The following is a 24,778-nucleotide window of genomic DNA, read 5'->3' as shown; positions in this document are numbered from 1 at the left end:
GGTCCCGGCCGCCGGGGCCGGCGCGTCGTGCGTCCCGCTCACGGGGTCACCTCCAGGAAGGGGTCGTCCTTCGTCGTGCCGGACGCGGCGATGAGGTCCTGCTTGCCGGGGCGCCGTCCGCGCCCGCCCGGGCCGCGCCCGCGGCGGCCGCCCGACGTCTGCGTGCCGAACCCGCGCCCGTAGTACCGCTCGACGTAGTGCTGGCCGACCATGAGGACGCTCGTGATGAGCAGGTACCAGATGGCGGCGACCATGAGCAGCGGGATGGGCAGGAACAGCCGGTTGCCGATCGCGTTGGTCGAGTACTGCAGGTCGAGCGTGAACGGCACGGCGAGGACGAGCGACGTCGTCTTGAGCATGGAGATCGTCTCGTTGCCCGTGGGCGGCACGATGACGCGCATGGCCTGCGGCAGCACGATGCGCGTGAGGATCTTGCCGTCCTTCATGCCGAGCGCCTTCGCGGCCTCCGTCTGGCCCGGGTCGACGGACCCGAGGCCGGCGCGCACGATCTCCGCGAGGTACGCCGCCTCGTTGAGCGACAGCCCGATGAGCGCGCACACGAACGCGGTGAACAGGTCGGCGGTGCGGAACTCGAAGAACTCGGGTCCGAACGGGATGCCGAGGCTCAGGCGCGGGTAGAGCACCGAGATGAGGCCCCAGAACACGAGCTGGGTGTAGATCGGGGTGCCGCGGAAGAACCAGATGTAGCCCCAGCTCACGGCCTTCATCACGGGGTTGTCCGAGCGCCGCATGATCGCGAGCAGCACGGCGAGGACGATCGCGATGAGCATCGATCCGAACGTCAGCACGAGGGTCCAGCCCACGCCGCGCACGACCGTCACGTCGCGGAAGTAGAGCCAGACGACGTCCCACCGGAACTTCTCGTTCGTCAGCAGCGCGTTGACCGCCATCGCGGCGAGCACGAGCAGCACGACGGCGGAGACCCATCGTCCTGGGCGGGGGACGGGGCGGGCGTGGATGCGGTCGGGTACCGGGTCGTCGCCCGGCGCTCCGGCGGCGTCGCCGCCGGGTGTCCTACCGGTCATGGTGCACCTCGGGGGGTCGGGGCTCGCGGCACGAGCCGGGCCGCGCGGGCGTCGTCGCCCGCGCAGGCGTCCAGTGTGCCGGTCGCGGGCGCCGTCCGGGCGCCCGCGACACGGCGGGACTGGAGGGCGGACGGCGTCAGCCGACGGACGGGTTGAGCTCCGCCGTGTCGAGCGCGGCGTCGCCGCTGCCCCACGCGCCGAGGATCTCGGCGAGCTGGCCGCTGTCCATGAGCGACTGCAGCGCCGCCTGGATCGCCTCGGCGAGCTCGGTGTCCTCCTTCGCGACGACGACGCCCTGCGGCGCGCTGTCGAACACGTCGCCGAGCTGCTCGAGCTGGCCGCCGGTCTGCTCGACCGCGTAGCCGATGACGGGCGAGTCCGCGTAGAGGACCTGCGCCTTGCCGCCCGCGACGTTCGTCGTGGCGTCGGACTGCGAGTCGTACTGGAGGATGTCGATCTTCTCCTCGCCGGCGTCGGTGCACGCCTGGCTCTGCACGGCGATGTCCTCGTCCTGGATCGTGCCGGTCTGCACGGCGACGGTCACGCCGCACAGGTTCGCCGGGTCGACGTCGTCCGGGTTGCCCGCGGCGACCGCGTAGGCCGAGCCCGCGTTGAGGAACGCGATCATGTTCGCCTGCTCCATGCGCTCCGCGGTGATCGTGAACGAGGAGATCCCGGCGTCGAACTTGGTGCCGAGCGCGGGGATGATCGCCGGGAAGTCGGCCGACTGGACGTCGACGTCGAGGCCGAGCGTCGCGCCGACGGCCTTGATGACGTCGATGTCGAAGCCGATCGGCGTCTTGCCGTCGGCGTCGACGAACTCGGCGGGCGCGTACTCGGTGTTCGAGCCGACGACGAGCGTGCCGGCGGACGCGACGTCCTCGGGCAGGAGCGCCGCCGCCGCCTCGTCGACCTCGATCGTCGACGGGTCGAACGACGGCGCGGCCGACGTCTCGTCGGACCCCGACGCGCCGCCGTCGGTCCCGGTCTGGGACGCGTCGGTGCACGCGGTGAGCAGGAGGGCGCTCGTCGCCGCGAGCGCGACGAGGCCGGTCAGGGAAGGCTTGCGCAGGGTCGTACGCACGGGGGTTCTCTCCGATCGGGGGGTGGTCCGGGCAGGGGCAGCGTAGACACCGATCGTCTCCGTCGTGTTACGTCGGCACCCGGCCTCGCGGCTGGGGAACGTACGGGGAACAGAGGACCCGGCGGTGCGCAGCACCTGCGCACGAGTGTGAGGCCGCAGCCCCCCGCTCACCAAACCGACGGGGACATCGACGCCCAACCGTGACGAAACGCGCGCTCCCGCCGGGGTGCGAGCCGCTCAGGTGTCGCGCTCGACCGGCGCGACGTCCTCGCGATGGTCGTCCTCGCCGCCGGACGGGAGGTCGGTGCGCTCCGGCCGCGCCCGCAGGCGCAGGATCGCGGCGAGCAGCCCGCCCCAGACGACGACGATCGAGAGCACGAGCAGGATCACGGCGGCGGTGCTCATCGGGCCTCCTCCCCCGCGGTGCCGGCCGGTCGTCGGGCGGCGCTCCCGCCCGCCGACGGCGTTCGTCCCGCGCCCTGCACAGCCTCACCCGGCGGGAACGGCGGCCACGGCACGAAGTCGTCCGGGCTGCGGCGCCAGCGCATCGCGGCGAGGACGAGCGCGGCGACCACGACGAACGCGACCGTCCCCCAGCCCACGAGCGCGAGGTACCAGCCGGGGTACCCCTCGTAGCCGTCGACGAGGAGCGTGACGACCCGGGAGACGAGCATGTAGCCGAGCACGAGCGGCGCGAGCACCGCGACGAGCACCTGCCACCAGGCACCGAGCCGGAACGTCGACACGGTGTTGAGGTGGTAGCGCAGCTCGGGTCCACGACGCAGCACCCACAGCACGAGCACCGACATGAGCACGGCGGACGCCACGATGCCGATGTTGTTGGCCCACTGGTCGGCGGTGTCGAGCGCGATGAGGCCCGTCGTCGTGGAGAACAGGGCCACGGAGATCACCGCGCTCACGACGCCGAGGCGCACGGACGCCTGCCGCGGCGACCAGCCGAACTTCTCCTGGAACCCCGCCGAGACCACCTGGAGGATCGACAGGAGCGACGTGAACCCCGCCATCGCGAGGGAACCGAAGAACAGCGCGCCGAAGAACGGGCCGCCCGGCATCTGCGACACGATCGCGGGGAACGTGACGAACGACAGGATCGGACCGCTGATGCCCTCGAGCTCGCCCACGCCCACGCCCTGCTCGTGCGCGAGGAAGCCGAGCGTCGCGAAGACCCCGATGCCCGCGAGGATCTCGAACGACGAGTTGGAGAACGCGACGACGAGGCCCGGCGTCGTGAGGTTGGCACGCCGCTTGCGGTAGGACGCGTAGGTGATCATGATCCCGAACGCGATGGACAGCGAGAAGAAGATCTGGCTGTAGGCCGCGATCCACACGTTCGCGTCCCCGAGCGCCGCCCAGTCCGGCGTGAACAGGGCGTTCAGCCCCTCGGCCGCGCCCTCGAGGAAGAGCGAGCGCACCACGAGCACGAGGAACGCGACGACGAGCAGCGGCAGGAACACCATGTTGGCGCGCTGCACGCCCCTCGCGACGCCGGCCGCGAGGACGGCGATCGTCACGACCCACACCGCGACGAGCGGGACGAGCACCGACGGCACGAACTCCAGGCTCACTCCCGGGTCCGCGAGCTGGAGGTAGTCGCCCGTGAAGAACCCCGCGGGGTCGTCGCCCCAGCGCAGGTCGAACGAGAAGACGAAGAAGCTCACCGCCCACGCGATAACCGCCGTGTAGTACAGCGCGATGACGAAGCAGATCATCACCTGGAACCAGCCGAGGCTCTCGAGCCACGTCCGGATGCGCCGGAACGCCGTCGGCGCGGAGCCGCGGAAGCGGTGCCCGATCGCGTAGTCGAGGAACAGGATCGGGATGCCCGCGGTGAGCAGCGCGACGAGGTAGGGCACGAGGAACGCGCCGCCCCCGTTCTCGTACGCCACGCCGGGGAACCGCCAGATGTTGCCCAGCCCGACGGCCGAGCCGATCGCCGCGATGATGAACCCGACCTGCCCGGTCCACTCCTCGCGGGGCTTCTGCGTCGTCGGCCCTGTGCCGGCCGTTCCGGTCGTTGCCACGGTCCTCCTCGGTGCGTGCCCGCGCGCCCGGTCGTGGCGGCGCGTCGTCGGGCCGGTCGTCTCCAGTCCGACCGTAATCCAGACGGGGGTCGTGCAGCGAGCCGAGCGGGGCCGGGCGGCTCAGCCCGCCAGCAGGCGCTCGACGTACCCGCCGAGGAACCGGCCCTGCGGGTCGTACCTCTGTACGAGCTCGCCGAAGTCGTCGAACCGCGGGTACAGCCCCGCGACCGAGCCGGGGTCGTGGACGAGCGCGTGCGAGAGCTTGCCCCAGTGCGGCCGCGCGCCGAGCGGGAGGAGCGCGGACTCGACGTCGCGCAGGACGCGCGCGACGTCGTCGGCCAGGGGCTTCCACGTGAGGTGGATCCCCACGGCGGGGCCGTCGAACGGGCTGAGCCACAGCGGCGCGGGGTCGGGCGCGACCGTGCGGATCTCCCCCACCTGGAGCAGCGGGGTCACGCGCGGGCCCAGGTCGCGCATCGCGCCGAACGCCTCCTGCGCGCGGGCGCGCGGGACGAGGTACTCCGACTGCAGCTCCGCGCCGTTGCTCGGCGTGAAGTCGAGGCGGAAGTGCGGCAGCCGCTCGTTCCACGGTCCGGGCTCGCCGAGCTGGGCCGTGCAGTGCACGGGGTCCACGCCCGGGAGAGGGTGCAGCGGCGTGCGCGCGGGCGTGGCGCCGAAGAGCTCGGCGCGCGCGGCCCCCGCCTCGCCCGGCGCGAGGCGAGACTTGCGCCAGACCTGCTGGACGCCGTCGGGCCCCCAGTCCGTGAAGAGGCTCACCGAGTACGCCGACGCCGTGATCTCGTCGTAGTGGGCGGTCACCGCGTCCCACGGCAGCCCGACGTGCACGTCCTGACGCACGTCGAACGTCGGGACCGTCTCCAGCTCGACGCGCGTCACGACGCCCAGCGCCCCGAGCGCGACGACCGCGCCCGGGAGGTCCGCGTCCCCGCGGCGCAGCGTGCGCGCCTCGCCGTCGCCCGTGACGAGCTCGAGACCGACGACGGCGCTCGCGAGCGACCCCACGGCGTCGCCCGAGCCGTGGGTCGCCGTCGCGACCGACCCCGCGACCGAGATGTGCGGGAGCGACGCGAGGTTCGCGAGCGCCCGGCCCGCGGCCTGGACGGAGCGCGTCGCGTCGCCGTACCGCAGCCCCGCAGCGACGGACGCGACGCCCGTGGCGGGGTCGACCTCGACGGGCGGGCGGCCGTCGTCGTACCGGTCGAGCACGACGTGCGTGCCGGTCGTGTCCGCGACGTCGCCGAACGAGTGCCGCGACCCGAGCGCCTTGACGCGCCGCGAGCGCCGCACGACGTCGGCGAGCTCGTCCGGGGTCGTGGGGTGCTCGACCGCGGCGGAGGAGTACGTGAGGTTGCCGGCCCAGTTGGCGGGGCGCGAGGTCTCGGGCGTCGTCGTCACGCCCCCACCCTGCCACTCCCCTCGCCCGTGGGGTTCTCCCCACCCTCGGTCGGGGGCGTCCCGGGCTCTGGCGAAACGGACGAAGCGGTGGGATCGAGACATGACCACCAGCGCGTACCCACGGACCGCGACGCAGCGGTCCCGCCGCCCGTCCTCCGCCCCGGCCCCGGACGGCCCCGGGCGGCTCCCCCGCGGCGGGCTCGCCGCGTTCTGGGCGCTCGCGTTCGGCCTGTCGTGGACCTCGTGGGGAGCGGCCTGGCTGCTCGGCGGCGACCTCGCCGACCCCGCCGTCCTCGCGCTCTACGCGCTCGGCGGCTTCGGCCCGACGCTGGCCGCGCTCCTGCTCCGGGTCGCGGGTCGCCGCAGCCCGCGGGCCGCGCGCTGGGCGGCGGCCGGGCGGTGGTTACCGGCCGCGGTCGGGGTCGGCGCCGCGCCGGCGGTCGTGACGGCGCTCGTCGTCCCGCTGCTCGGCGGCCCGACGGCGGACCTCGCGGCCGGGGCGACGGCCGTCGCCGCGGCGGGCGGCCCGCTCCTGTTCGCCGTCGTCTCGCTGTGCGCCGGCCCGCTCTCGGAGGAGGTGGGCTGGCGCGGCTACGCGCAACCGCGCCTGCGCCGCCGGCTCTCGCCGCTCGCGACGTCGGTCGTGCTCGGCGCGGTGTGGGCGGTCTGGCACCTGCCGCTGTTCGCGCTCACGGGGACGTGGCAGGCGTCCCTCGGTCTGGCGAGCGTCGAGGCGGCGGTCTTCCTGCTCGCGATGGTCCCGCTGTCGAGCGCGTACTGGCTCGTCAGCGAGCGCCTGCGCGGCGGGGTGCCGGCGGCCGTCGTGCTGCACCTCGTGGGGAACGCCGCCCTGACGTTCCTCGCCGTCACGTCACCCGTCGCGATGGCGGTCTACGTGGGGGTGATCGTGCTGACGGCCGTGCTCGTGCACCTCGTCACGCGCCCGGGTCCGCCCCGGCACTGACCCCGGGCGCCGGGGCACCGCGCCCCCAGTGCGCACGCACCGCGTCCGCCTGGGCGGCGAACGCCGCCTCCTCCGCGGGCGACGGCGCCCGACGCCACTGCGGCTCGAGGACGACGTCGCGCGTCCCGACGACCCAGCGCCACCGGCCGACCACGACGCCGTCGACCGCGATCGCGTGGATGAAGGACCCGCGCCGGTCGCCGAGGTCGACGCCGTCGGCCACGACGACCCCGCGGGACTCGCCGTAGGACACGAAGAGCTCGTCGTAGCTCTGCAGGAGGTCGACCACCGGGGCGGCCGGGTCGCCGTCGGGCGCGACGGCGCCCGCGAACGACTCAGGTGCGAGCACCCGGGGGTCGGCGTCGGCGAGCCGCCACAGGGTCGCGCCGTCCAGCGCGCCCGCGCCCGGGACGGCCACGACCTCGTCGCCGAGCAGGTCGAGCGCGTGCCGCACGTCCGTGAGCGTGAACCCCGACCACTGCGCGACGTCCTTGACCGTCGCGTACGCGCGGCTCGCGAGGTAGCGGCGCAGCAGCTCGACGAGCGCGGCGTCCCGGTCGAACCGCTCGCCGAGCGGGCCGTAGCCCGGCGGCACGCGGTCGTCGAACGCGGCGAACGTCTGCTGCTTCCCGTCGAGGGGACCGCTGATCAGCAGCCGGTCGAGCTCGGCGTGCGCGAGCACGTACCCGAGCGCGAGTCCCTCGAGCGGGCGCCCGTGGGCGGCGAGCAGTCCGGCGAGCTCGCGCCGGGTGCGGGGCCGCTCCTGCACGGCCGCGACGACGAGGTCGATCTCCGCCGCGTGCCCGGCGGTGCCCACCTGCCGGTACATCGTCCCGTTGGCCTGGTGCACCCGCGGCGCGCTGAGCTCGAGGAGCCAGCGGGCGTCGTCGGGACGCAGGAGGTGCCACGTGGGGCGCAGCACGTGCGTGCGGACCACCTCCCCGCGGTCGCAGGCCGCGGCGGCCCCGGCCGCGCCGGGCCGCGCGTCCGGCCGCAATCGCCGCGTGAGGCCCCACAGCGCGGGGTGGAACTCCTGGCCCTGCACCGCGACGAGGTGCCCGACCGCGCTCGGGACGTCGGGCAGGTCGGGCGACCGCAGGTGCTGCGCGGCGAGGCGCGCCGCGAGCACGTGGCGTCCGTCCACGGGTGCCTCGCTCACCGCACCGCCCCCGGCCCTGCCCCTGCCCCTGCCCCTGTTGCTCACGATGCCACCAGGTCCTCGGCGACGACGTCCGTCCCGGTCACCGCGACCCGCACGCCGCCCTCGACGGGCGCCACGGAGTCCAGCGTGACGCCGTCGGGCAGGTCGAGCGGGACGCGCAGGTCGGACAGCGCTCCCGCGATCCCGGACGGCAGGTCGTCCACCGAGACCGTGCCGAGGCCCGTGCGGACCGCGACGACGTCCACGGCGAGCTCGGCCGGACCGGAGACGCGGGGCGTCACGTCGACCGTGATCTCCGCACCGAACAGGTCGAACCCCAGCGACAGCACGTCGGCGGAGGAGGTGACGGCGACGTCGAGGCCCGACTGCTCCGCGACGACCTCCTGCAGCGACTCGGCCGCGATGACGCCCGACGCCGCGCCCGACGCGATGCGGTACGGCTCGGAGGTGCCGACGCCGTCGGCCTCGACCCTCAGGTCGGAGATCGCGTAGCCGCCGAACGACGCCGTGTCCGCGGAGCCGGTGACGTGCGTCAGCTCGCCGCGCAGGAGCTGGGTGAGGAACGGGAAGCCCGTGATGTCGATCTGCGCCCCGGTGACGTCGTCCGCCTGCTGCTCGAACGCGGTCACCGCACCGCGCTCCGCGGCGCCGACCGCGACCCGGTCCGCGACGACGGCCACCGCCACGAGCGCCACGAGCGTCACGAGCAGTCCCACCAGTCGCCTCATGGCCCCCACCCTAGGTCCGGCGAGCACGACCGTGCTGTCGTTCTCGGGCTCATCGCGGCAGCAACCTCGTGCTCGACGCGGAGTGTCGTCGTTCTCGACCCGGACGTAGATTGCCCGGCATGACCTCACCCCGTCACCCGTACCGCATCGGCGTCCAGCTCCAGCCGCAGCACGCCGAGTACGCCCAGGTCCGCGACGCCGTGCTGCGCGCCGAGGACCTCGGCGTCGACGTCGTCTTCAACTGGGACCACTTCTTCCCGCTCACCGGCGACCCCGACGGCAAGCACTTCGAGTGCTGGACCATGCTCGGCGCGTGGGCCGAGCAGACCGAGCGCGTCGAGATCGGCGCCCTCGTCACGTGCAACAGCTACCGCAACCCCGACCTCCTGGCCGACATGGCGCGCACGGTCGACCACATCAGCGGCGGGCGTCTGATCCTCGGGATCGGGGCGGGCTGGTTCGAGAAGGACTACGACCGGTTCGGGTACGAGTTCGGCACCGCGGGCGCGCGCATCGCGGACCTCGCGCAGGCCCTGCCCCGCATCAAGGCCCGGTGGGCGGAGTCGAACCCCGCGCCGACGCGCGACATCCCCGTCCTCGTGGGCGGCGGCGGGGAGCGCAAGACGCTGCGCGTCGTGGCCGAGCACGCCGACGTCTGGCACTCGTTCGGCGACGCGAGCACGCTCGCACGCAAGAGCGCGATCCTCGACGAGCACGGGCAGGCCGTCGGCCGCGACACCGCCGCGCTCGTCGAGCGCTCGGTCGGCGTCTCCCGGCCGCCGTCGGAGTCCGCGGACGCGCTCGTCGCCGCCGGCGCGACCCTCTTCACGGTCGGCACGAGCGGCCCCGACTACGACCTCTCGCTCGTGCGCGAGTGGGTCGCCTGGCGCGACGCCCACGCCTGACCGTCCCGCCGAGCACGGGGTTGCTGTCGTTCTGGCGCGCCTGGCGGCACCAACCCCGTGCTCGACCGCGAGCCCGTGACCGGCGTCTCAGCATCCGATCACGTCGGCCGTACGGGAACACACGACGCACCTCGCGCGGTTGGCCCTGTCATGTCCTCCACGCCACCCGCGACCCCGGCGCCGACCGCGCCCGTCGCCCCGCCGGGCACCCCGTCTGCCACGAGCCCCGCCGCCGACCGCTCCGGGCGCATCAGCGCGGGCCTCGTCCTGCTGCTCTCCGCGCTCACCGCGGTCGGCCCGCTGACGATCGACCTGTACCTCTCCGCGTTCCCGCGCATCGTCGACGAGCTCGGCACGACCGAGTCCCGCGTCCAGCTCACCCTCACCGCGACGCTCGCCGGGCTCGCGATCGGACAGCTCCTCATCGGGTCGGTGTCCGACGCCGTGGGCCGTCGTGCGCCGCTCCTCGTCTCGCTCGCCGTGTACGTCGCCGCGTCCGTCGGCATCGTCGTCGCCGGGTCGGTCGCCGCGCTCACCGGACTGCGGTTCGTCCAGGGCCTCGCCGCGGCCGCGGGCATGGTGCTGTCGATGGCGATCGTGCGCGACTCGTTCGAGGGCTACCGCATCGGCAAGGTCATCGCCCGCCTCATGCTCGTGGTCGGCGTCGCGCCGATCCTCGCGCCGACCATCGGCGCGCAGTTCCTGCGGTTCGGGTCGTGGCGCGGCATGTTCGTCGCGCTCGCCGCCGTCGGGGCGCTGCTGTTCGTCGTCGTGCTGCTCCGCCTGCGCGAGACCCTGCCCGCGGAGCGCCGACGCTCGGGCGGGACCACCGCCGCGCTGCGCTCGTACGGGTCGCTCCTCGGCGACTGGTCGTTCATCGGCCTCGCGCTCATCGCCGGCTTCTACATGGCCGCGATGTTCACGTACATCTCCGCCTCGACGTTCGTGTTCCAGGACTTCTTCGGCATGTCCGCCCAGCAGTACGCGGTCGTGTTCGGCGTCGGCGCCGTGTCCGTCACCGCGGGCAGCCAGATCAACGGCGCGCTCGTCGGCCGCGTGGCGCCCGAGCGGATCCTCCAGGTGGCCGTCGCCGCGGGCTTCGTGCTCTCGGGCGGGCTGCTCGTCGCCGCGCTGGCGGGCGGCGGGCTCGCGTGGCTCGTGCCGCTCATCGTGCTCACGCTCGGCACCGCCGGCTTCGTCATGCCGTCCGTCCCCGCGATCGCGCTCGAGCGCAACGCCCACCGGGCCGGGAGCGCTGCGGCGCTCATCGGCGCCTTCCAGTTCGGCGTCGGCGCGGTCATCGCCCCCGTCACCGGCCTCCTGGGCGGCTCGCCGCCCGTGACGATGGCCGCGGTGATGTTCGGCGTGATCGTGGTCGCGGGCGCCGTGCTCCTCGGCCTGCGCCGCACGTTCGGGGCCCGCGTGCCCGACGACGCCGCGGACGCCCTCGGCGCGCACGGCACCGACGGCGCCGCGACCGCCGGGACGACGCCTGACGTGACGACGACCGGGGCCACGACTGACCCGACGACGACCGGGGCCACGACGACCGAGGCGACGACGACCGAGGCGGTGACGGCGGCGGCGACCGTGCGGGACCCCGCCGTCGACGTGCCGGACGACCCCGCGGCGCTCGCCGAGACGACGGTGCTGGCCGACCGACGCTCCTGACCCGGCCCACGGCGTCCCGCCGAGCACGAGGTTGCACGCTGCCGAACACGGGGCTGCTGACGTTATCCGCTCGATCACGACAGCAACCCCGTGTTCGGCGGGGAAGGATGGGTGGGTGACGCCCGACGACCCCGGCTACCCGCACGCGGCCCGCAGCGCGCCGACCCTCGCCGCGCTCGACGCGCACCTCGTCGACTGCCGCGCGTGCCCGCGGCTCGTCGCGTGGCGCGAGCACGTGGCCGAGGTCAAGCGGGCGTCGTTCCGCGACGACGACTACTGGGCCCGGCCCGTGCCCGGGTTCGGCGACGAGCGCGCGGGCATCCTCGTCGTGGGGCTCGCACCCGCGGCGCACGGCGCGAACCGCACCGGGCGCATGTTCACCGGCGACCGCAGCGGGGACTTCCTCTTCGCGGCGATGCACCGCACGGGCCTGGCCAACCAGCCGACGTCGGTCTCGGCCGACGACGGCCTGCGCCTCACCGGGATCCGCGTCACCGCGCCCGTGCGGTGCGCCCCTCCGGACAACAAGCCCACCCCCGAGGAGCGTGGCCGCTGCGGGCCGTACCTCGCGCGGGAGGTCGAGCTGCTCGGGGCGACGGTGCGCGTCGCGGTCGTGCTCGGCGGCTTCGGCTGGCAGGCGCTGCTGTCGACGCTCGCCGAGCAGGGCTGGGACGTCCCGCGGCCACGCCCCCGGTTCGCGCACGGCGCGGAGGTGACGCTCCGCCGAGCCCCCGGCGCGGCGGGCGACGACCGCGGCACGGCCGGCGACGACCCTGGCGCATCACCACACGACGGTCCCGGCGCGGTGCACGACGGCGGTCCCGGCGGCCCGGCGCAGACCCTCACCCTGCTCGGGTGCTTCCACGTGAGCCAGCAGAACACGTTCACCGGGCGGCTCACGCCGCAGATGCTCGACGACGTGCTGCTCCGGGCGCGCGACCTCGCCGGGCTCGGCGCGCCCCGGCTGCCCCGCGACCGCCGGCCGTGACCGACCTCCCGGCCGGCGACGCCCGGCCGGCGGCGCCTAGCCGCCCTGCCGGGCCGCGGTCGCCGGCGACTGCCGACGCGGCTCGTCCGCCCAGCGGCGACGCTCGGCGACGCGCGGCGCGACGCGGCCGATCAGCCGGAGCTGCTCGCGACGCACGATGACCTCCATGCGCCGCAGCTCACGCTCGAGCGGGGATGATGCTGCTGACATTGCTGCTCTCCTTCGACGGCTCCGGCGGCGGTCCTTCCGGCTCCGCCCCGGTGGTGACGCGCGGCGACCACGACTCCGGTCGCCGCTCCCCCGTACGGAGAGACCGGCACGCGGCCGTTTCGTGACATCCGCCGTCGGACGAGAGCCGGGCCGTCGCACGCGCGTGCCCGGGCGGGCGGCACGCCCACGCGTGCCGAGCGGCCTGCCCGCGCAGTGCTAGGTCGTCGGCAGCGCGGACTCGTCGTACTGGTCGACGAACTCTCCCGTCGGCGGGATCGGCGTGACGACGTCGACGAGCACGCCGTTCGGGTCGGCCGTGATGAAGTGCCGCTGCCCGAACGCCTCGTCGCGCAGCGAGTGCAGGATCGGCAGGCCGGCGGCGACGAGGCGGGCATGGACGGCGTCGACGTCGTCCACCTCGAGGGTGAGCAGCATGCCGCCCGCCCGCCCCCGGCCCCTCTCGGGGATCGTCTCGTGGTCGCCGTCGAGCACGCCGAGGTTCACCGCCTCGTCGTGCGCGGACTGGAGGTGGACGTACCAGTCGCTCGTGAAGAGCGGCCGGAAGTCGAGGTGCTCGGCGTAGAACGCGACGGTCGCCGCGACGTCCCCGGTCATGATCACCGGATACCAGCTCGTGATGTGCACGGTTCTCTCCTCGTCGGTGGGTGCGATCAGGTCGAAAACAAACAGGCTGTCTGTCGGTTCAGCATGACGTACAGTCTGTCGGTATGCAAGAGGGTCGCCGCACCAACGCCGAGCGGACGCTCGCCACCCGCACCGCGCTCGTCCACGCCGCCCGCCGGCTGTTCGTCGAGGCCGGGTACGCCGCGACGTCGACGCCGCAGATCGCGACCGCCGCGCGCGTCACCCGTGGCGCGCTCTACCACCACTACGCCGACAAGCGGGACCTGTTCCGCGCCGTCGTCGAGGCCGAGGCCGAGGCCGTCGCGCGCGAGATCGAGGACCGGGCCCGGGCGACGGACCGCCCCGGCGCGTCCGCGCCGGACGCCCGCGCGATGCTCGTCGAGGGCGCGCGGGCCTACCTCGACGCGATGGCCGTCCCGGGCCGCACCCGCCTGCTGCTCGTCGACGCCCCGGCCGTGCTGGGGACCGCCGAGGCGGACGTGCTCGACGCCCGGTTCGCGCGCCGCACGCTCCGCGCCGGTCTCGCGGCAGCGCTCGACGCACCGGCCGCCCGTGCGGAGGCCGAGCCGGCCCCCGCGGGCGGGGGCGACGCGGCGGTCGGCGGCGACCTCACCCACGACGACCGGCTCGACGCGCTCACGCTCCTGCTCTCCGCCGCGTTCGACCGGGCGGCGCTCGCGATCGACGCGGGCACCCCGCCGCGGCCCGTGCGCGCGGCCGTCACCGAGCTCGTGGACCGGGTGTGCGCGCCGCCAGCCACTCGATGACGCCCGCGCGCGTGCGCTCGTGCTGCTCGACCGCGAGCCCCGCCTCCAGCACCCAGCGCAACGGCCGGCGTCGGAAGTGCTCGCCCGCGAGCGGCACGCTCACGACCTCGGCCGCGGCCTGCAGGGCGCGCACCGGCCACGCCGTCGACGACACGTGGTCGGCGAGCACGAGCAGACCGCCCGGCCGCAGCACGCGGACCATCTCGGCGAGCGCCGCACGGTGGTCCGGCACCGCGCACAGGGAGAACGTGCAGACCGCGGTGTCGTAGGCGTCGTCGGGCAGGTCGAGACGTTGCGCGTCCCCGAGGCGCAGGTCGACGTCGACCCCCCGCTCCGCGGCCCGGCGCCGCGCGACCGCGAGCATGCCGGGGCTCCACTCGACGCCCGTGAGACGGCCGTCGAGCACGGCGGAGGGGTAGTGCGCGAGGTTGAGGCCCGTGCCGATCGCGACCTCGAGCGTGTCGCCCGACGCGAGGCCGCACACGCGAGGACGCACGTCCGGGAACATCCGCCGCTCGGCCGCCGCCATGCCGCGGTCGTAGGCGCCCGCCTCGCGGTCCCAGCGCCGTCGCAGCCGCGCCGCGCGCGTCGCTGCCCGCCCCCCGTGGGTCCGACCAGCCATGCGTGCTCCCTCCGACGCACCGGTGCCCGCGCTGCGCGGCGGCTACCCGCTCACCACGCGCCACCGCCTCCCGGTCACGCTCGCACGGTGAGGGTGCTCCCGCCTCCGGGCACGCGCCGGACCTCGATCCGCTCGGCGACGGACTGCTTGAGCGCCTCCACGTGGGAGACCACGCCGACGACGCGCCCGCCCGCCCGCAGCCGGCCGAGCGCGGACAGCACGGCGTCCAGCGTCTCGGGGTCGAGGCTCCCGAAGCCCTCGTCGACGAACAGCGTCCCGAGCTCGATCCCGCCCGCCTCTGCCGTGACGACGTCCGCGAGCCCGAGGGCCAGGCACAGCGACACGTAGAACGTCTCGCCGCCGGAGAGCGTGCGCGGGTCCCGTTCACGCTCGGTCACGTGGTCGAGCACCTTCATGGCGAGGCCGCGCTTGTGCGCGCGCACGTCCTCGCGCGTCGCGCTGCGCACGAGCTCGTACCGGCCGGACGACATCTCGGCGAGGCGCTCGTTCGCGGCCGCGACGACGTCCTCGAACCGCTGCACGAGCACGAACGTCGCGAGCGACAGCGCCTGGGCGTTGTCCCCGGCGCCGCCCGCGAGGGCCGCCATGCGCGTGACCGGCCCCGCGTCCTCCCGGGCGCGGAGCCACGCCTCGACGGCGGCGCCGATCCCGTCGGCCCCCTCGCGCGCCGCCTGCGCCCGGCGCGCGACGAGCTCGTGGCTGCGGGCGGCGGCACCCACGGTCACCTCGGCCTCCGCGACCGCGGCGCGCGCCGCGGCGACGTCCGGGTGCGCGTCCTCGGGGAGCGCGGCCAGGGCCGGGTCGGCGAGCCCGGCGGCGGTCGCCGCGCGCGTGGCGTCGTGCTCCGCGACCCGGCGCGCGAGCGCCCGGCGGTCGGCGTCGTCGAGCACGGCGGCGAGCGCCTCGGCGACGTCGGCGAACCCGGACCCGTCGAGCAGCGCGTCGAGCTCGACGGCGCGGTCGGCCCGGGTCCGGTGCGCGGCGGCGACGGCGCTCGTCGCGTCGGCGAGCACGTCGAGCGTCCGGACGCGGTCCTCGAGCGCCGCCGCGAGGACGGCGACGGGGTTCCGCGCCCCCGGCTCCGCGAGGGGGTCGGGCAGCCCCTCGAGGCCGACGTGGCGTCCGGCCGTCTCGAGCTCGGCCCGCACCTCGGCGCGGTCCGCGGCCAGCGCGGTCTCGAGCTCGTCGAGGCGCGCGGCACCGGCCGCGATCGACGCGGCGAGCTCGCCCGCGCGCTCCTGGAGGGCGACCGTCCCGGCGTCGAGGGCCTCGAGCTCGCGCTCGGCCTCCGCGCGCTCGCGGGCCGCGTCGCGGGCGGTCGCGAGCGACACGTCGACCTCCACGACGCGTGCCGCCGCCTCCTCGGGCGTGAGGCCCTCGGCGTCACGACGGCCGGACGCGAGGCGCTCGGCGAGCACCTGGACCCGTGCGGACGCGTCGTGCAGGGACCGCTCCGCCTCGGCCCGGGCGCGCTCGGCGCGCTCGACGTCCTCGGCCGCGGGGTGGTCAGGCGCCAGCGGCGCGGGCTCCGGGTGCTCCGTGCCCCCGCACACCGGGCACGGCTCCCCGGCGTCGAGCCCGGCGGCGAGCTCGCCCGCGAGGCCCGCGATGCGCGCGGAGCGGACCCGCGCCTCGTGCTCGACGGCGGCACGGGCCGCGGCGGCGGCACCGGCCCGCTCCGCCTCGGCCGCCTCGACGTCGTCCGCGAGGGCTGCCGCCTGCGTCGCCGCGACCTCGACCGCGCGCGCCCGGAGCAGCCGCTCCTGCAGGACCCCGAGGTCCCCGGCCGCCTCGGCGAGCGCGGCGACGCGGGTCCGCAGCGCGTCGCGCAGCGTCGGACGGTCGGCGAGCTCGGCCAGGACGCGCTCGCGCTCCTCGGTCGCGTGCGCGAGGTCCTTCCGGGCGTCGGCGAGCTCGCGCTCGCGCACCGGGAGCGAGGCCCCGACGGGCACGAGGCGCGCGGCGCGCACGGCCGCCGTCGCGACGTCGGCCCGCAGCGCCTCGAGCGTCGTGGCGTCCGCGTCGGCGAGGTCGGACGGGAGCCCGGTCCGGGCGAGCGCGAGCCGCTCGTGCGCGGCGTGCAGGGCCTGGTCGGCGCGCGCGAGACCCTGGGCGGCGGGCGCGACGACGGCCGCCCGGGCCGCGGCGTCGACGCGCCGACGGTCCTGCGCCACCTCGTCCGCCGCACGGTCGAGACGCTCCTGCTCGGCGCGCAGCCGTGCCCGCCGCTCGACGCCCTCCGCGAGGGCGCGCTCGGCCTCGAGGCGGTCGCGCGCCGCGACGAGGGCCGCGTTCGCCGCGACCTCGCGCTCGGCGAGGCGGTCCGCCTCCTCCTCCAACCGCGCCACGTGGGCGAGCGCGATCGCGTGGACGCCGGGCCGCTCCTCGGCCGCGTCCGTCGCGCCCGCGTCCGTCCCGGCCGCGCTCGCGTCGGTCCCGGCCCCGCCCGTCCCGGCGGTACGAGTCCCGGCTGCCACGACCGCGGCGGCGCGCGCGACGTCCGCGTCGTCGGCCTGCCGGCGCAGCGGGTCGTCCTGCGCCGCCTCGCGCAGCCGCCGCGCGTCGTCGGGCGTGAGCCCGCTCGCGCCCGCGAACCGCTCGACCGCGCCGGTGACGTTCTGGCGGGCGGCGTCGATCCCGGCGCGGGCCCCGCGCGCGAGCTCGGCGAGGCGCGCCGCGGCACGGTGGTAGAGCTCGGTGCCGAAGACCTTCTGCAGCAGCACGGCGCGGTCCTCGGGCTTCGCGCGCAGGAAGGTCGCGAACTCGCCCTGCGGCAGCACGACCGTCTGCACGAGCTGTCGGCGGTCGAGCCCGACGATGCGACGGATCTCGTCGCCCGCCTCGTCCAGGCGCGACGACAGGAGCTCCCCGGGCGGGTCGTCCCCGTCGTCCCCGGGCTCGGGGACCGCGGCCAGGCGCCACAGGCGCACCGACGCCTGCTGGACGGTCGTGCCCGTGCCGCGCTTCTTGGGGCGGCGGTACTCGGGCGTGCGCCGTACGCGGTAGACGCCCGACGGGACCTCGAGCACGAGGTCGACGAACGACTCGACGTCCGGCCCGGCGAAGGCGGAGCGGAGGCGGTCGTCGCTCGCGGACTCCGACGCGACCTTGCCGTAGAGCGCGAACACGATCGCGTCGATGACGGTCGACTTCCCGGCCCCCGTGGGGCCGTCGAGCAGGAAGATGCCCGACGCGCCGAGCGACGCGAGGTCCACGTGGTGGCGGCCCGCGAAGGGGCCGATCGCCTGGAACGTGAGCGAGTGCAGGTGCATCAGGCGCTGCGCTCCTCGGCGAGCGCGAGCTCGAACGCCTCCCGCAGCACCGCGACCTCGGCGTCGCTCGGGGCGTGGCCCGAGACGTGCTCGACGAAGTCGCGCGCCACGTCGAGCGGGTCGCGCCCGGGCCCGACGGCGGTCACGACCTCCCGCTCGGCGGGCCGCGGCGGGCGGTGGGTCACCTGGAGCGCGTGCGGGAAGCGCGCCCGGACCCGCGCGTAGAGCTCGGCGGGGCGGACGGCATCGGTCACGACGACGCGCAACCAGTCGTCGACGTGGGGCTCGCCCGCGGCGCCGAGCAGCTCGTCGAGCGTGCCCGTGACGTCGGCGAGCCGGCGCGGCACGGGTGCGGGGACGAGCTCGACCGCCGCGTCCGGGTCCGCGGCGAGCCGCGCGAGGTCCACGAGCGCCGTGGACTTGCGCTGGTGCTGCTCCGAGAACGAGAAGGCGAGCGGCGAGCCGGAGTAGCGGGCGACCGTCCCGCGCACCGTGCCCGCGCGCTCGACGTGCGGCACGGTGACGCGCTGCGGTCCGTGCAGGTGCCCGAGCGCGACGTAGTCGACGCCCCACCCGCCGAACGTGGCCGCCGGCACGGCGTCGACCCCGCCGACGCGGATGTCGCGCTCCGACTCCGACGCGAGACCGCCCACGACGAACGCGTGGCCCGACACGACGGCCCGCACGCCCGGGTCCGCCGCGCGCCGCCGGGCGAGGTCCGCGCCGACGCGGCGCATCGCGGCGCCCATGACGGCCTCGTGGGACCGGGCGAGCGGCCGCGGCGCGGCGTCGCCCTCCCCCTCGCCCTCGGGGGTCTCGGCGAGCGCGTGGCGCGCGGCGTCGGGGTCGAGGTACGGCAGCGCGTAGACCAGCAGGGGCGCTCCCGCGTCCCCGGTCCGGGGCGGAAGGACGACGGGCGACCCGACGTCGGCCAGGCGCGCCCGCAGGTGGACGCCCGGGCGCATGACGCGGTCGCCGAACCCGAGCCGCACGGCGGAGTCGTGGTTGCCCGGCGTGACGACGACGTGCGCGTGCTCCGCGAGCCGCGCGAGCGCGTCGGACAGGAGGGCGACCGCGTCCACGGGCGGGATCGCGCGGTCGTACACGTCACCCGCGACGACGACGGCGTCGACGCCCTCGGTGCGGGTCAGCTCGACGAGGTGGTCGAGGTGCGCGGCCTGGTGCTCCAGCAGGTCGACCCCGTGCAGCGTCCGCCCGAGGTGCCAGTCGGACGTGTGCAGGATGCGCATGCCCGCACCGTACCGGCCGGGTCCCACAGCCCCCGGGACGCGGGAGCGGGGCGCGCGGGCGGGTCAGACGGCGCCGACGGCCTCGATCGGGCCGGTCGCGGCGCCGCTCCGCTCGACCGGGATGCGCCCGCCCATGCCGATCATGTCCAGGAGCTCGACGATGCTGGGCGACGGGTCGCGCAGCACGACCTCGCGACCGTCCTCCTCGCCGAGCATGTAGAGCTGGATGATGAACGCGATGCCCGACGAGTCGATGAAGGTGACGTCCGCCACGTCGACCGCGACGGGGCCCCGCGTGTCGAGGACGTAGGACATCGCCTCGCTCGCGCGGTCACGCAGGGCCGCGTCGATCTCGCCCCACATCCTCACGACCACGCCGCCGTCCGCGGGGGCGTAGACGATCCCGCTCGCCCGGTCGATCGCGCTGCCTGTGTCCACGGGTCTTGCTCACCGTCTCTCGAGTCGTCGTGCGTGCTGTCGGCCGTCCCTCCGAACAACGTCCGGCGGTGACGGGTCTGTTCCCGTGCGTCCCCGCGAGGCTCCGTGCGGTCGCTCACGGTCGCCGTCCCCGGCGACCGTCGCGCCGGGCGACCGTGACCGGAGCACCATGAGTGTGCACCGCGCGCGCGGCGCGCACCAGCCCGGGGACCCGACGGCACGCCACCTTCCCCCGAACCCTCACAACCGCGCGCGCCGTGCGCGCGAGGACCCGCTAGGCGGGGTCGGTGACGTCGGCGACCTGCGCGCCGAGCGCGCCGACGAGCGCGCGCCCGTCGACCGTCGCGGCGACGCCGTGCGCGCCGGCGCCGATCGACACGAGGTGCTGCTCGCCGTCGCCCGTCGCGTCGCCCGCGACGTCCACCTCGTCGGCGCCCGCGTCCGCGACGACGCGGACGTCCGCGACCACGGGCCACGCGTGCGTCGCGCCGAACGGCGTGATCGTGCCGCGCTCGTAGCCCGTGACGTCGCGCGCGACCTCCTTGTCCGGGAGGGACAGGCGCGAGACGCCGAGGAGCGCGCGCAGCTTGGGCCACGAGATCTGACGGTCGCCGGGGACGAGGACGAACAGGTAGTCGTCCTCCGCCCGCCGCACGACGATCGTCTTGAGCACGCGCGAGGGGTGCACGCCGCGCGCGGCGGCGGCCTCCTCGAGCGACCCCACGCGCCCGTGGCGCGTGATCGTGAAGTCGATGCCCGACGCATCCAGCGCCGCGAGGGCGCGCTCGCTGCTCATGGGAACCGACCCTACCCACCCGGTCCCCCGCGCGACCGGCACGGGGGGTCAGACGTCGTCGAACTCCGTGACCACGGTGCGCCAGTACTCCGCGCCGTCGCGCGTGCGGTGCACGAGGCCGGCGTCGACCATCGCGCGCCGCAGCGACACCGGGTCGGCGGCGCGCGCCGCGAGCCGCTTCGTCAGGGTCAGCTCGGTGACGGGCTCCTCGAGCGGGAGGACCTGCGACGCGAGGAACCGGACGACGAGCTCGCGGTCGCGCAGGCGCTTGGGCGTGCGGAGCAGGCGACCGTCCGTGAGGAACCGCTCGGGTCCCGTCGGCCGCGGGGCGGGCGACGTCGCGAGCAGGGCCGCGAACCGCTCGGGCGCGGCCCGCAGGAGCCCGTCCTCGCCCCGCACGACGACCCCTGCGGCGAGGAGCGGGGCGAGCCGCCGCCGCTCGTCCGTCGTCAGCGCCGCCTCCGCGGGACCCTCCGTCACCACGCGCGCGAGCACCCGCAGCCGGCCCTCGTCCGCGAGCGACGCCACGACCTGCTTCCACGCGTTGTCCGACCCACCGGTCCGTCCCTCGTCCACGCTCCCGACCCTAGGCGCGCCGGGTGGGGCGCGGCCAGCGCGTTCCCGCGGTGGACCCGGCGACGCGGGGGACCCGGCGCCGGGCGCGCCGGTCACGACAGGTGCACGACGTCCCCGGTCCACCGCCGGCGCAGCCAGCGGTCGTGCGACGCCACGACCACCGCGCCCGGCCACGCGTCCACCGCCTCCATGAGCTCGTCGGCGAGGGTCAGCGAGACGTGGTTCGTCGGCTCGTCGAGCAGCAGCACGTCCGGCGCCTGCGTCACGAGCATCGCGAGCACGACCCGGCGCCGCTGTCCGACCGACAGCACGGCGAGCGGGCGGTCGAGGTCGCGCGGCGCGAGGAGGCCGTGCGCGTCGACGGCCGCCTCGCGCGCGTCCGCGGGGTCGACGCCGCGCGCGAGGGCGAGGACCTCGCGCGGGGTGCGGTCGTCGTCGTGCAGGTGGACGTCCTGCTCCAGCAGGCCGACCCGCGCGCCCCGCACCCGCCCCACGGTGCCCGCGTCCGGGTCCAGGTCGCCCGCGAGCACGTGCAGCAGCGTCGACTTCCCGGCGCCGTTGGCCCCGGTCACGAGCAGGCGCGTGCCGCGCGCGACCTCGACCGACGGCACGCCCGACGCCGTCATGTCGAGCCGGTGGGGCCGCTCACCGGGCGCGGCCGGGACCTCGGTCGCCGCCGGGCGGCGCACGACGACGTCCCGCGCCCACGCGACGACGTCGCCCCCGCCCGCGGGTCCCGTCGCACCCGCGGGCGGCGCGAAGCGCAGGGGCGGCGGCGGCTTGCGCACCTGGTCGCGCTCGAGGGCGTCGAGCCGCTGCTGGGCGTTGCGCACGCGCCGCGAGACCTGGCTCTGGACGCGCTCGCCCTTGAAGTCGTAGAGGATCTTCGCCTGGTTGCCGCGCTCGCGGTTCTTCGCGACGTCGCGCGCGGTCACGGCGACCGAGCGCCGCAGCGCCGCGAGCTCCGCCTGCTCGGTCTCGAACCGCTGCTCCCAGCGCTCACGCTCGACCCGCTTCGCCTCCAGGTAGTCGCTGTAGGAGCCGCCGTACAGGGTCGCCGCTCCCCCGGGCCGCCCCGCGCCGGCGCGCGCCGCGGACCCCCGCAGCGGCTCGGCGACCGGGTCGAGGTCGAGGATCTCGGTGCACACCTCGTCGAGGAACACGCGGTCGTGGCTCGCGAGCACGACGGCGCCCGGGAGGGCTCGCAGCGCGGCCGCGAGGAACTCGGCGGCGTCGTCGTCGAGGTGGTTCGTCGGCTCGTCGAGCAGCATCGCGCCGGGCTGCCGCACGAGGAGGGCGGCGAGGCCGAGCCGCGTGCGCTGCCCGCCCGAGAGCGAGCCGACCGCGCGCTCCGCGACGCCCTCGACGTCGAGCCCGAGGCCCGCGAGCGTGCGAGCCGCGCGCGCGTCCGCGTCCCACACGTCGGCGAGCTCGGCCCGGGCGAGGGCGCGCGCGTACGCCTCGTCGGCGCCGGGCCCGGTGCCCGCTCCGGCCGCGAGCGCGAGCGCCGCCTCCTCGAGCTCGCGCTCGATCGCGCGGACGCGCGCGAGCGCGTCGTCCACGACGGCGCGGACCGTCGTCGACGGCGGGTACGGGAACTCCTGGTGCAGGTACCCGAGGTCGGCGGGACAGGACACGATGCCGGCGTCGGGCGCGAGCACGCCGGCGAGCACGCGCAGGAGCGTCGACTTGCCGACGCCGTTCTCGCCGACGAGGCCGGTGCGGTGGCCGGGGTCGACGGCGAGGTCGACGCCCCGCAGCACGGGGCGGCCGGCGAAGGAGACGCGGACGTCGGTCGCGCGCAGGACAGGGGTGGGACGAGGCACGGGGTGATCACCTACCAGGGCGCCCGGGCGGCACGCGCGCGCCGGGGACGGCGCGGGGCCACGACGACGGGCTCGACGGGACGGAGCGGTCGGGGCAGGTGAGGATCACATCGCCGACGACGCTACGCCCGTGGTCGGTCGCGCGCACGGCTTTTTCGGCGGGCGCGCGCGACGTCCGCCGGGCCGCGTCAGGAGGCGGGCGTCTCCGTCGGGTCGGCGGTCGGCTCCTGCGTCGGCGCGACCGTGGGCTCCGGGGCGGGCTCGGTCGGGTCCGGCGTCGGCTCGGGCTCCGGCGTGGGCTCCGGGTCGGGCGTCGGCTCGGGCTCGGGCTCCGGGTCGGGCGCCGGGCCGGTCGAGACGACGATCGTCACGGTGCTGCCCTTCGCGACCTGCGCACCCGCGCCCGGCGTCACCGCGAGCACGGTGCCCGCCTTCGCGGCGTCCGCCTTCGTCGTCACGCTGACCGTGAGTCCCGCCTTCGCGATCGCGGCCTCGGCCGCGGCCCGCGTCCCCCCGACGAGCCCGGCCGGCACGGCGACCGTCGCAGGGGGCGTCGGCGTCGGCTCGGGGGGCGTGGTCGGGTTCGTGGGCGTGGTCGGGTTCGTGGGCGTGGTCGGCTTCGCCGGTTCGGTCGGCTTCGCCGGCTGGGTCGGCGACGGCTTGGGCGCGGGGGCCGGCGTGCTCGGCGACGACGGCCGCTGCGGCGTCGACGGCGCCGTGCTCTCGGACGGCGTGTAGCGCGTCGGCATCTTGCCGGCGGCGAAGAACTCGAAGTGCCACGGCTCGGGCTTCGAGCCGTTCGGGCGCGCCCAGGCGGGGTTGTCCCACCCGTAGTCCGGCGCGTGCATGCGCATCCACACGTACTCGCGCGACGTGCCGGACGGGACGCTGCCGCCGACGTCGATCGCGAGGCCCCACCCGTGCTGCGACGTGCCGGGCACGGCGGCGAGGTACGGCTTGATGGCCTTGAGCCGCACCTGGTCCTCGTAGGGTCGGTAGGCGTCCGTGATCTTCAGCGCGTAGCCGAACTCCTTGTGGAACTCGGCCGCGAGCGCCTCGAGCTGCACCGCGGCGTCGCACCGCAGGGTCTTGCCGGGCGCGAAGTCGAGCTCGCACAGCGCCTCGGGCGGGATGCGCCCGTTCTGGTACTCCGCCGTCGAGCCGGCGTACCGCTCGACGACCTCCGCGAGCCGCTCCGCGAGCGTCGACCCTGCGGGCGGCGCGCCACGACCCACGGCCGGGATCACGCCGACCGGCACGAGGTCCGTGCCGAGCAGGTTCGCGAGGTGCGTCGCCGACGTCACGACGTCCTCGAGCGTCACGGTGCCGTGCGCGTGGTCGTCCTCGGCGTGGTCGCCGTCACCGCTGTCATCCGACCGCTCCGGCTCGACGGACGTGCCGTCGAGCTCCTGCGGCGAGACGCCGTCGGGAGCGGGCACCGCGTCCTCGGGCAGCGCGCGCTCGGGCGGGACCTGCGAGCCGCCCGGCGTCGTGGCTCCCGAGCCCGGGTCCGTCGCCTCGTCCGTGGGCGTCGAGCCCGGGGACGGCGAGACGCCCGGCGACGGGGAGCCGCTCGGGGACGGGTCGGGCGACGGGTCGCCCGTCGGGCTCGGGGACGGGGCGGCGCGCAGCGCGGACGTGCGGACCGCGTCCGCGTCGCCCGCGGCGTCCACGGTCGCGGGCTGCTGCGTCGGCGAGCGGGTCTCGTCCTGGGGGTCCGTCGTCCGGGCGCGGCTCCCGGAACCGGCGTCGGAGCCGGTGTCGGTGGCGTCGCCGTCGGCGTCCGGGTCGAGCGGCTCGGGGAGCTCGGGCACGCCGCCGCCGTCCAGCGGGTCGTCGAGGTCGAGGCCGCCGTCGGGGACGACCTGGACCGGGACGCGGCGCGCGGCGTCGCGCTGCGCGAGGTACGTCGCGAGGAGCATGCCGAGCTCGGCGCGCGCCTGCTCGACGGGGGCGGTGACCTGGCTCTGCTCGAGCGCGTTCGCCGTCGCGAGGACCTCGATCGCGCTGTCGAGCTGCTGGTCCTCGTCGAGCCCGGCGCCGAGGGTGCTCGAGACGGCGGCGACCTGCGTCGCGCCGGCGGCCTCCTCGGCGAAGAACGACGCACCGGGCCGCGGCTGGGCGCTGCCCGCGAGCGCGGCCGCGAGGGTGATCGCGAGGGCGGAGGAGATGAGGACGTGCGAGACGGCGCGGGCCCGGCGCCCGAGCGGGCTCGGCGTCTCGGCCGCGGGCGCCTCGGGCGCAGGTGTCTCGGGCGCGGGCGTCTCGGGCGCGCCGACCGCTGCGCCGCCCTCGTCGTCCGTGGTGCTCACCGCTCGCTCCCGTGCCTCGTGCCCGACCACGGGCCTG

General features: G+C 76.2%; 22 protein-coding genes. 5 read left to right on the top strand and 17 right to left on the bottom strand.

The window, feature by feature from the left end; translation table 11 throughout:
- Window positions 1-38: 38 nt before the first annotated feature.
- From GJV82_RS07980 to GJV82_RS07960, 5 genes are all read right to left on the bottom strand, one after another.
- Window positions 39-1,046 carry an amino acid ABC transporter permease gene (locus GJV82_RS07980; protein ID WP_155098854.1) on the bottom strand — a complete coding sequence of 336 codons (1,008 nt, stop codon included), beginning with the start codon at window positions 1,044-1,046 and terminating at the stop codon, window positions 39-41.
- 136 nt (window positions 1,047-1,182) lie between these two features.
- Window positions 1,183-2,130, bottom strand: a complete 948-nt coding sequence (locus GJV82_RS07975) for an ABC transporter substrate-binding protein (protein WP_231492865.1) — start codon at window positions 2,128-2,130, stop codon at window positions 1,183-1,185.
- Window positions 2,131-2,367: 237 nt separating this feature from the next.
- The gene (locus GJV82_RS07970; protein WP_155098853.1) at window positions 2,368-2,535 is read right to left on the bottom strand and encodes a methionine/alanine import family NSS transporter small subunit; all 168 of its coding nucleotides are present in this window, start codon (window positions 2,533-2,535) and stop codon (window positions 2,368-2,370) included.
- Window positions 2,532-4,172, bottom strand: a complete 1,641-nt coding sequence (locus GJV82_RS07965; protein ID WP_318657416.1) for a sodium-dependent transporter — start codon at window positions 4,170-4,172, stop codon at window positions 2,532-2,534. Before GJV82_RS07965 ends, GJV82_RS07970 begins: the two co-directional genes overlap by 4 nt.
- A gap of 120 nt (window positions 4,173-4,292) precedes the next feature.
- Window positions 4,293-5,588 (bottom strand): FAD-binding protein, encoded by a 1,296-nt coding sequence (locus GJV82_RS07960; protein ID WP_318657415.1) that lies wholly within the window; start codon window positions 5,586-5,588, stop codon window positions 4,293-4,295.
- Between the two features lie 100 nt (window positions 5,589-5,688).
- On the opposite strand from GJV82_RS07960, the gene GJV82_RS07955 reads away from it, so the two are divergent.
- Window positions 5,689-6,552, top strand: a complete 864-nt coding sequence (locus GJV82_RS07955; RefSeq protein ID WP_155098850.1) for a CPBP family intramembrane glutamic endopeptidase — start codon at window positions 5,689-5,691, stop codon at window positions 6,550-6,552.
- Here GJV82_RS07955 and GJV82_RS07950 read toward each other — a convergent pair.
- Together GJV82_RS07950 and GJV82_RS07945 are read right to left on the bottom strand one after the other, a co-directional pair.
- The gene (locus GJV82_RS07950; protein WP_155098849.1) at window positions 6,524-7,711 is read right to left on the bottom strand and encodes a DNA glycosylase AlkZ-like family protein; all 1,188 of its coding nucleotides are present in this window, start codon (window positions 7,709-7,711) and stop codon (window positions 6,524-6,526) included. The two genes, GJV82_RS07955 and GJV82_RS07950, sit on opposite strands and share 29 nt — an antisense overlap.
- Window positions 7,712-7,752: 41 nt before the next feature.
- Window positions 7,753-8,442, bottom strand: coding sequence for an LmeA family phospholipid-binding protein (locus tag GJV82_RS07945; protein WP_151192025.1), 690 nt, complete (start codon window positions 8,440-8,442; stop codon window positions 7,753-7,755).
- Window positions 8,443-8,561: 119 nt separating this feature from the next.
- Between GJV82_RS07945 and GJV82_RS07940 the strand changes: the two genes are divergently transcribed.
- From GJV82_RS07940 to GJV82_RS07930, 3 genes are all read left to right on the top strand, one after another.
- On the top strand, window positions 8,562-9,347 hold the full coding sequence (locus GJV82_RS07940; protein WP_155098848.1) for an LLM class F420-dependent oxidoreductase: 786 nt from the start codon (window positions 8,562-8,564) through the stop codon (window positions 9,345-9,347).
- 150 nt (window positions 9,348-9,497) lie between these two features.
- The gene (locus tag GJV82_RS07935) at window positions 9,498-11,018 is read left to right on the top strand and encodes a multidrug effflux MFS transporter (RefSeq protein WP_225873195.1); all 1,521 of its coding nucleotides are present in this window, start codon (window positions 9,498-9,500) and stop codon (window positions 11,016-11,018) included.
- Window positions 11,019-11,133: 115 nt separating this feature from the next.
- Entirely contained in the window at window positions 11,134-12,006 is an 873-nt protein-coding gene (locus GJV82_RS07930; protein ID WP_318657414.1) for a uracil-DNA glycosylase, read from the top strand.
- Between the two features lie 36 nt (window positions 12,007-12,042).
- On the opposite strand, the gene GJV82_RS07925 is transcribed toward GJV82_RS07930, so the two are convergent.
- Together GJV82_RS07925 and GJV82_RS07920 are read right to left on the bottom strand one after the other, a co-directional pair.
- Window positions 12,043-12,216 (bottom strand): hypothetical protein, encoded by a 174-nt coding sequence (locus GJV82_RS07925; RefSeq protein WP_155098846.1) that lies wholly within the window; start codon window positions 12,214-12,216, stop codon window positions 12,043-12,045.
- Between the two features lie 216 nt (window positions 12,217-12,432).
- Window positions 12,433-12,861 (bottom strand): VOC family protein, encoded by a 429-nt coding sequence (locus tag GJV82_RS07920; protein ID WP_318657413.1) that lies wholly within the window; start codon window positions 12,859-12,861, stop codon window positions 12,433-12,435.
- A gap of 83 nt (window positions 12,862-12,944) precedes the next feature.
- Here GJV82_RS07920 and GJV82_RS07915 point away from each other — a divergent pair, with 83 nt between their 5' ends.
- Entirely contained in the window at window positions 12,945-13,628 is a 684-nt protein-coding gene (locus GJV82_RS07915; protein ID WP_155098845.1) for a TetR family transcriptional regulator, read from the top strand.
- On the opposite strand, the gene GJV82_RS07910 is transcribed toward GJV82_RS07915, so the two are convergent.
- The 8 genes from GJV82_RS07910 to GJV82_RS07875 form a co-directional block, all read right to left on the bottom strand.
- Window positions 13,582-14,250 (bottom strand): class I SAM-dependent methyltransferase, encoded by a 669-nt coding sequence (locus tag GJV82_RS07910; RefSeq protein ID WP_155098844.1) that lies wholly within the window; start codon window positions 14,248-14,250, stop codon window positions 13,582-13,584. The two genes, GJV82_RS07915 and GJV82_RS07910, sit on opposite strands and share 47 nt — an antisense overlap.
- A gap of 74 nt (window positions 14,251-14,324) precedes the next feature.
- The gene (locus GJV82_RS07905) at window positions 14,325-17,543 is read right to left on the bottom strand and encodes an AAA family ATPase (RefSeq protein ID WP_155098843.1); all 3,219 of its coding nucleotides are present in this window, start codon (window positions 17,541-17,543) and stop codon (window positions 14,325-14,327) included.
- On the bottom strand, window positions 17,543-18,793 hold the full coding sequence (locus tag GJV82_RS07900) for an exonuclease SbcCD subunit D (RefSeq protein ID WP_155098842.1): 1,251 nt from the start codon (window positions 18,791-18,793) through the stop codon (window positions 17,543-17,545). The genes GJV82_RS07905 and GJV82_RS07900 overlap by 1 nt, the downstream gene beginning before the upstream one ends.
- A 63-nt stretch (window positions 18,794-18,856) precedes the next feature.
- Window positions 18,857-19,231, bottom strand: coding sequence for an STAS domain-containing protein (locus GJV82_RS07895; protein WP_318657412.1), 375 nt, complete (start codon window positions 19,229-19,231; stop codon window positions 18,857-18,859).
- A 274-nt stretch (window positions 19,232-19,505) separates the two neighbouring features.
- Window positions 19,506-20,027 carry an aminoacyl-tRNA deacylase gene (locus GJV82_RS07890; RefSeq protein WP_155098841.1) on the bottom strand — a complete coding sequence of 174 codons (522 nt, stop codon included), beginning with the start codon at window positions 20,025-20,027 and terminating at the stop codon, window positions 19,506-19,508.
- Between the two features lie 48 nt (window positions 20,028-20,075).
- The gene (locus GJV82_RS20715; protein WP_312028503.1) at window positions 20,076-20,603 is read right to left on the bottom strand and encodes a DUF2087 domain-containing protein; all 528 of its coding nucleotides are present in this window, start codon (window positions 20,601-20,603) and stop codon (window positions 20,076-20,078) included.
- 92 nt (window positions 20,604-20,695) lie between these two features.
- Window positions 20,696-22,429, bottom strand: a complete 1,734-nt coding sequence (locus GJV82_RS07880; RefSeq protein ID WP_318657411.1) for an ABC-F family ATP-binding cassette domain-containing protein — start codon at window positions 22,427-22,429, stop codon at window positions 20,696-20,698.
- Between the two features lie 188 nt (window positions 22,430-22,617).
- The gene (locus GJV82_RS07875) at window positions 22,618-24,741 is read right to left on the bottom strand and encodes a D-alanyl-D-alanine carboxypeptidase family protein (protein WP_155098839.1); all 2,124 of its coding nucleotides are present in this window, start codon (window positions 24,739-24,741) and stop codon (window positions 22,618-22,620) included.
- Window positions 24,742-24,778: the final 37 nt, after the last annotated feature.

It is taken from the genome of Cellulosimicrobium composti, from assembly GCF_009711085.1.
GTDB lineage: Bacteria > Actinomycetota > Actinomycetes > Actinomycetales > Cellulomonadaceae > Cellulosimicrobium > Cellulosimicrobium composti.
Note: the sequence above shows the minus strand (reverse complement) of the source record. Positions and strands in the feature narration are given on the sequence as shown.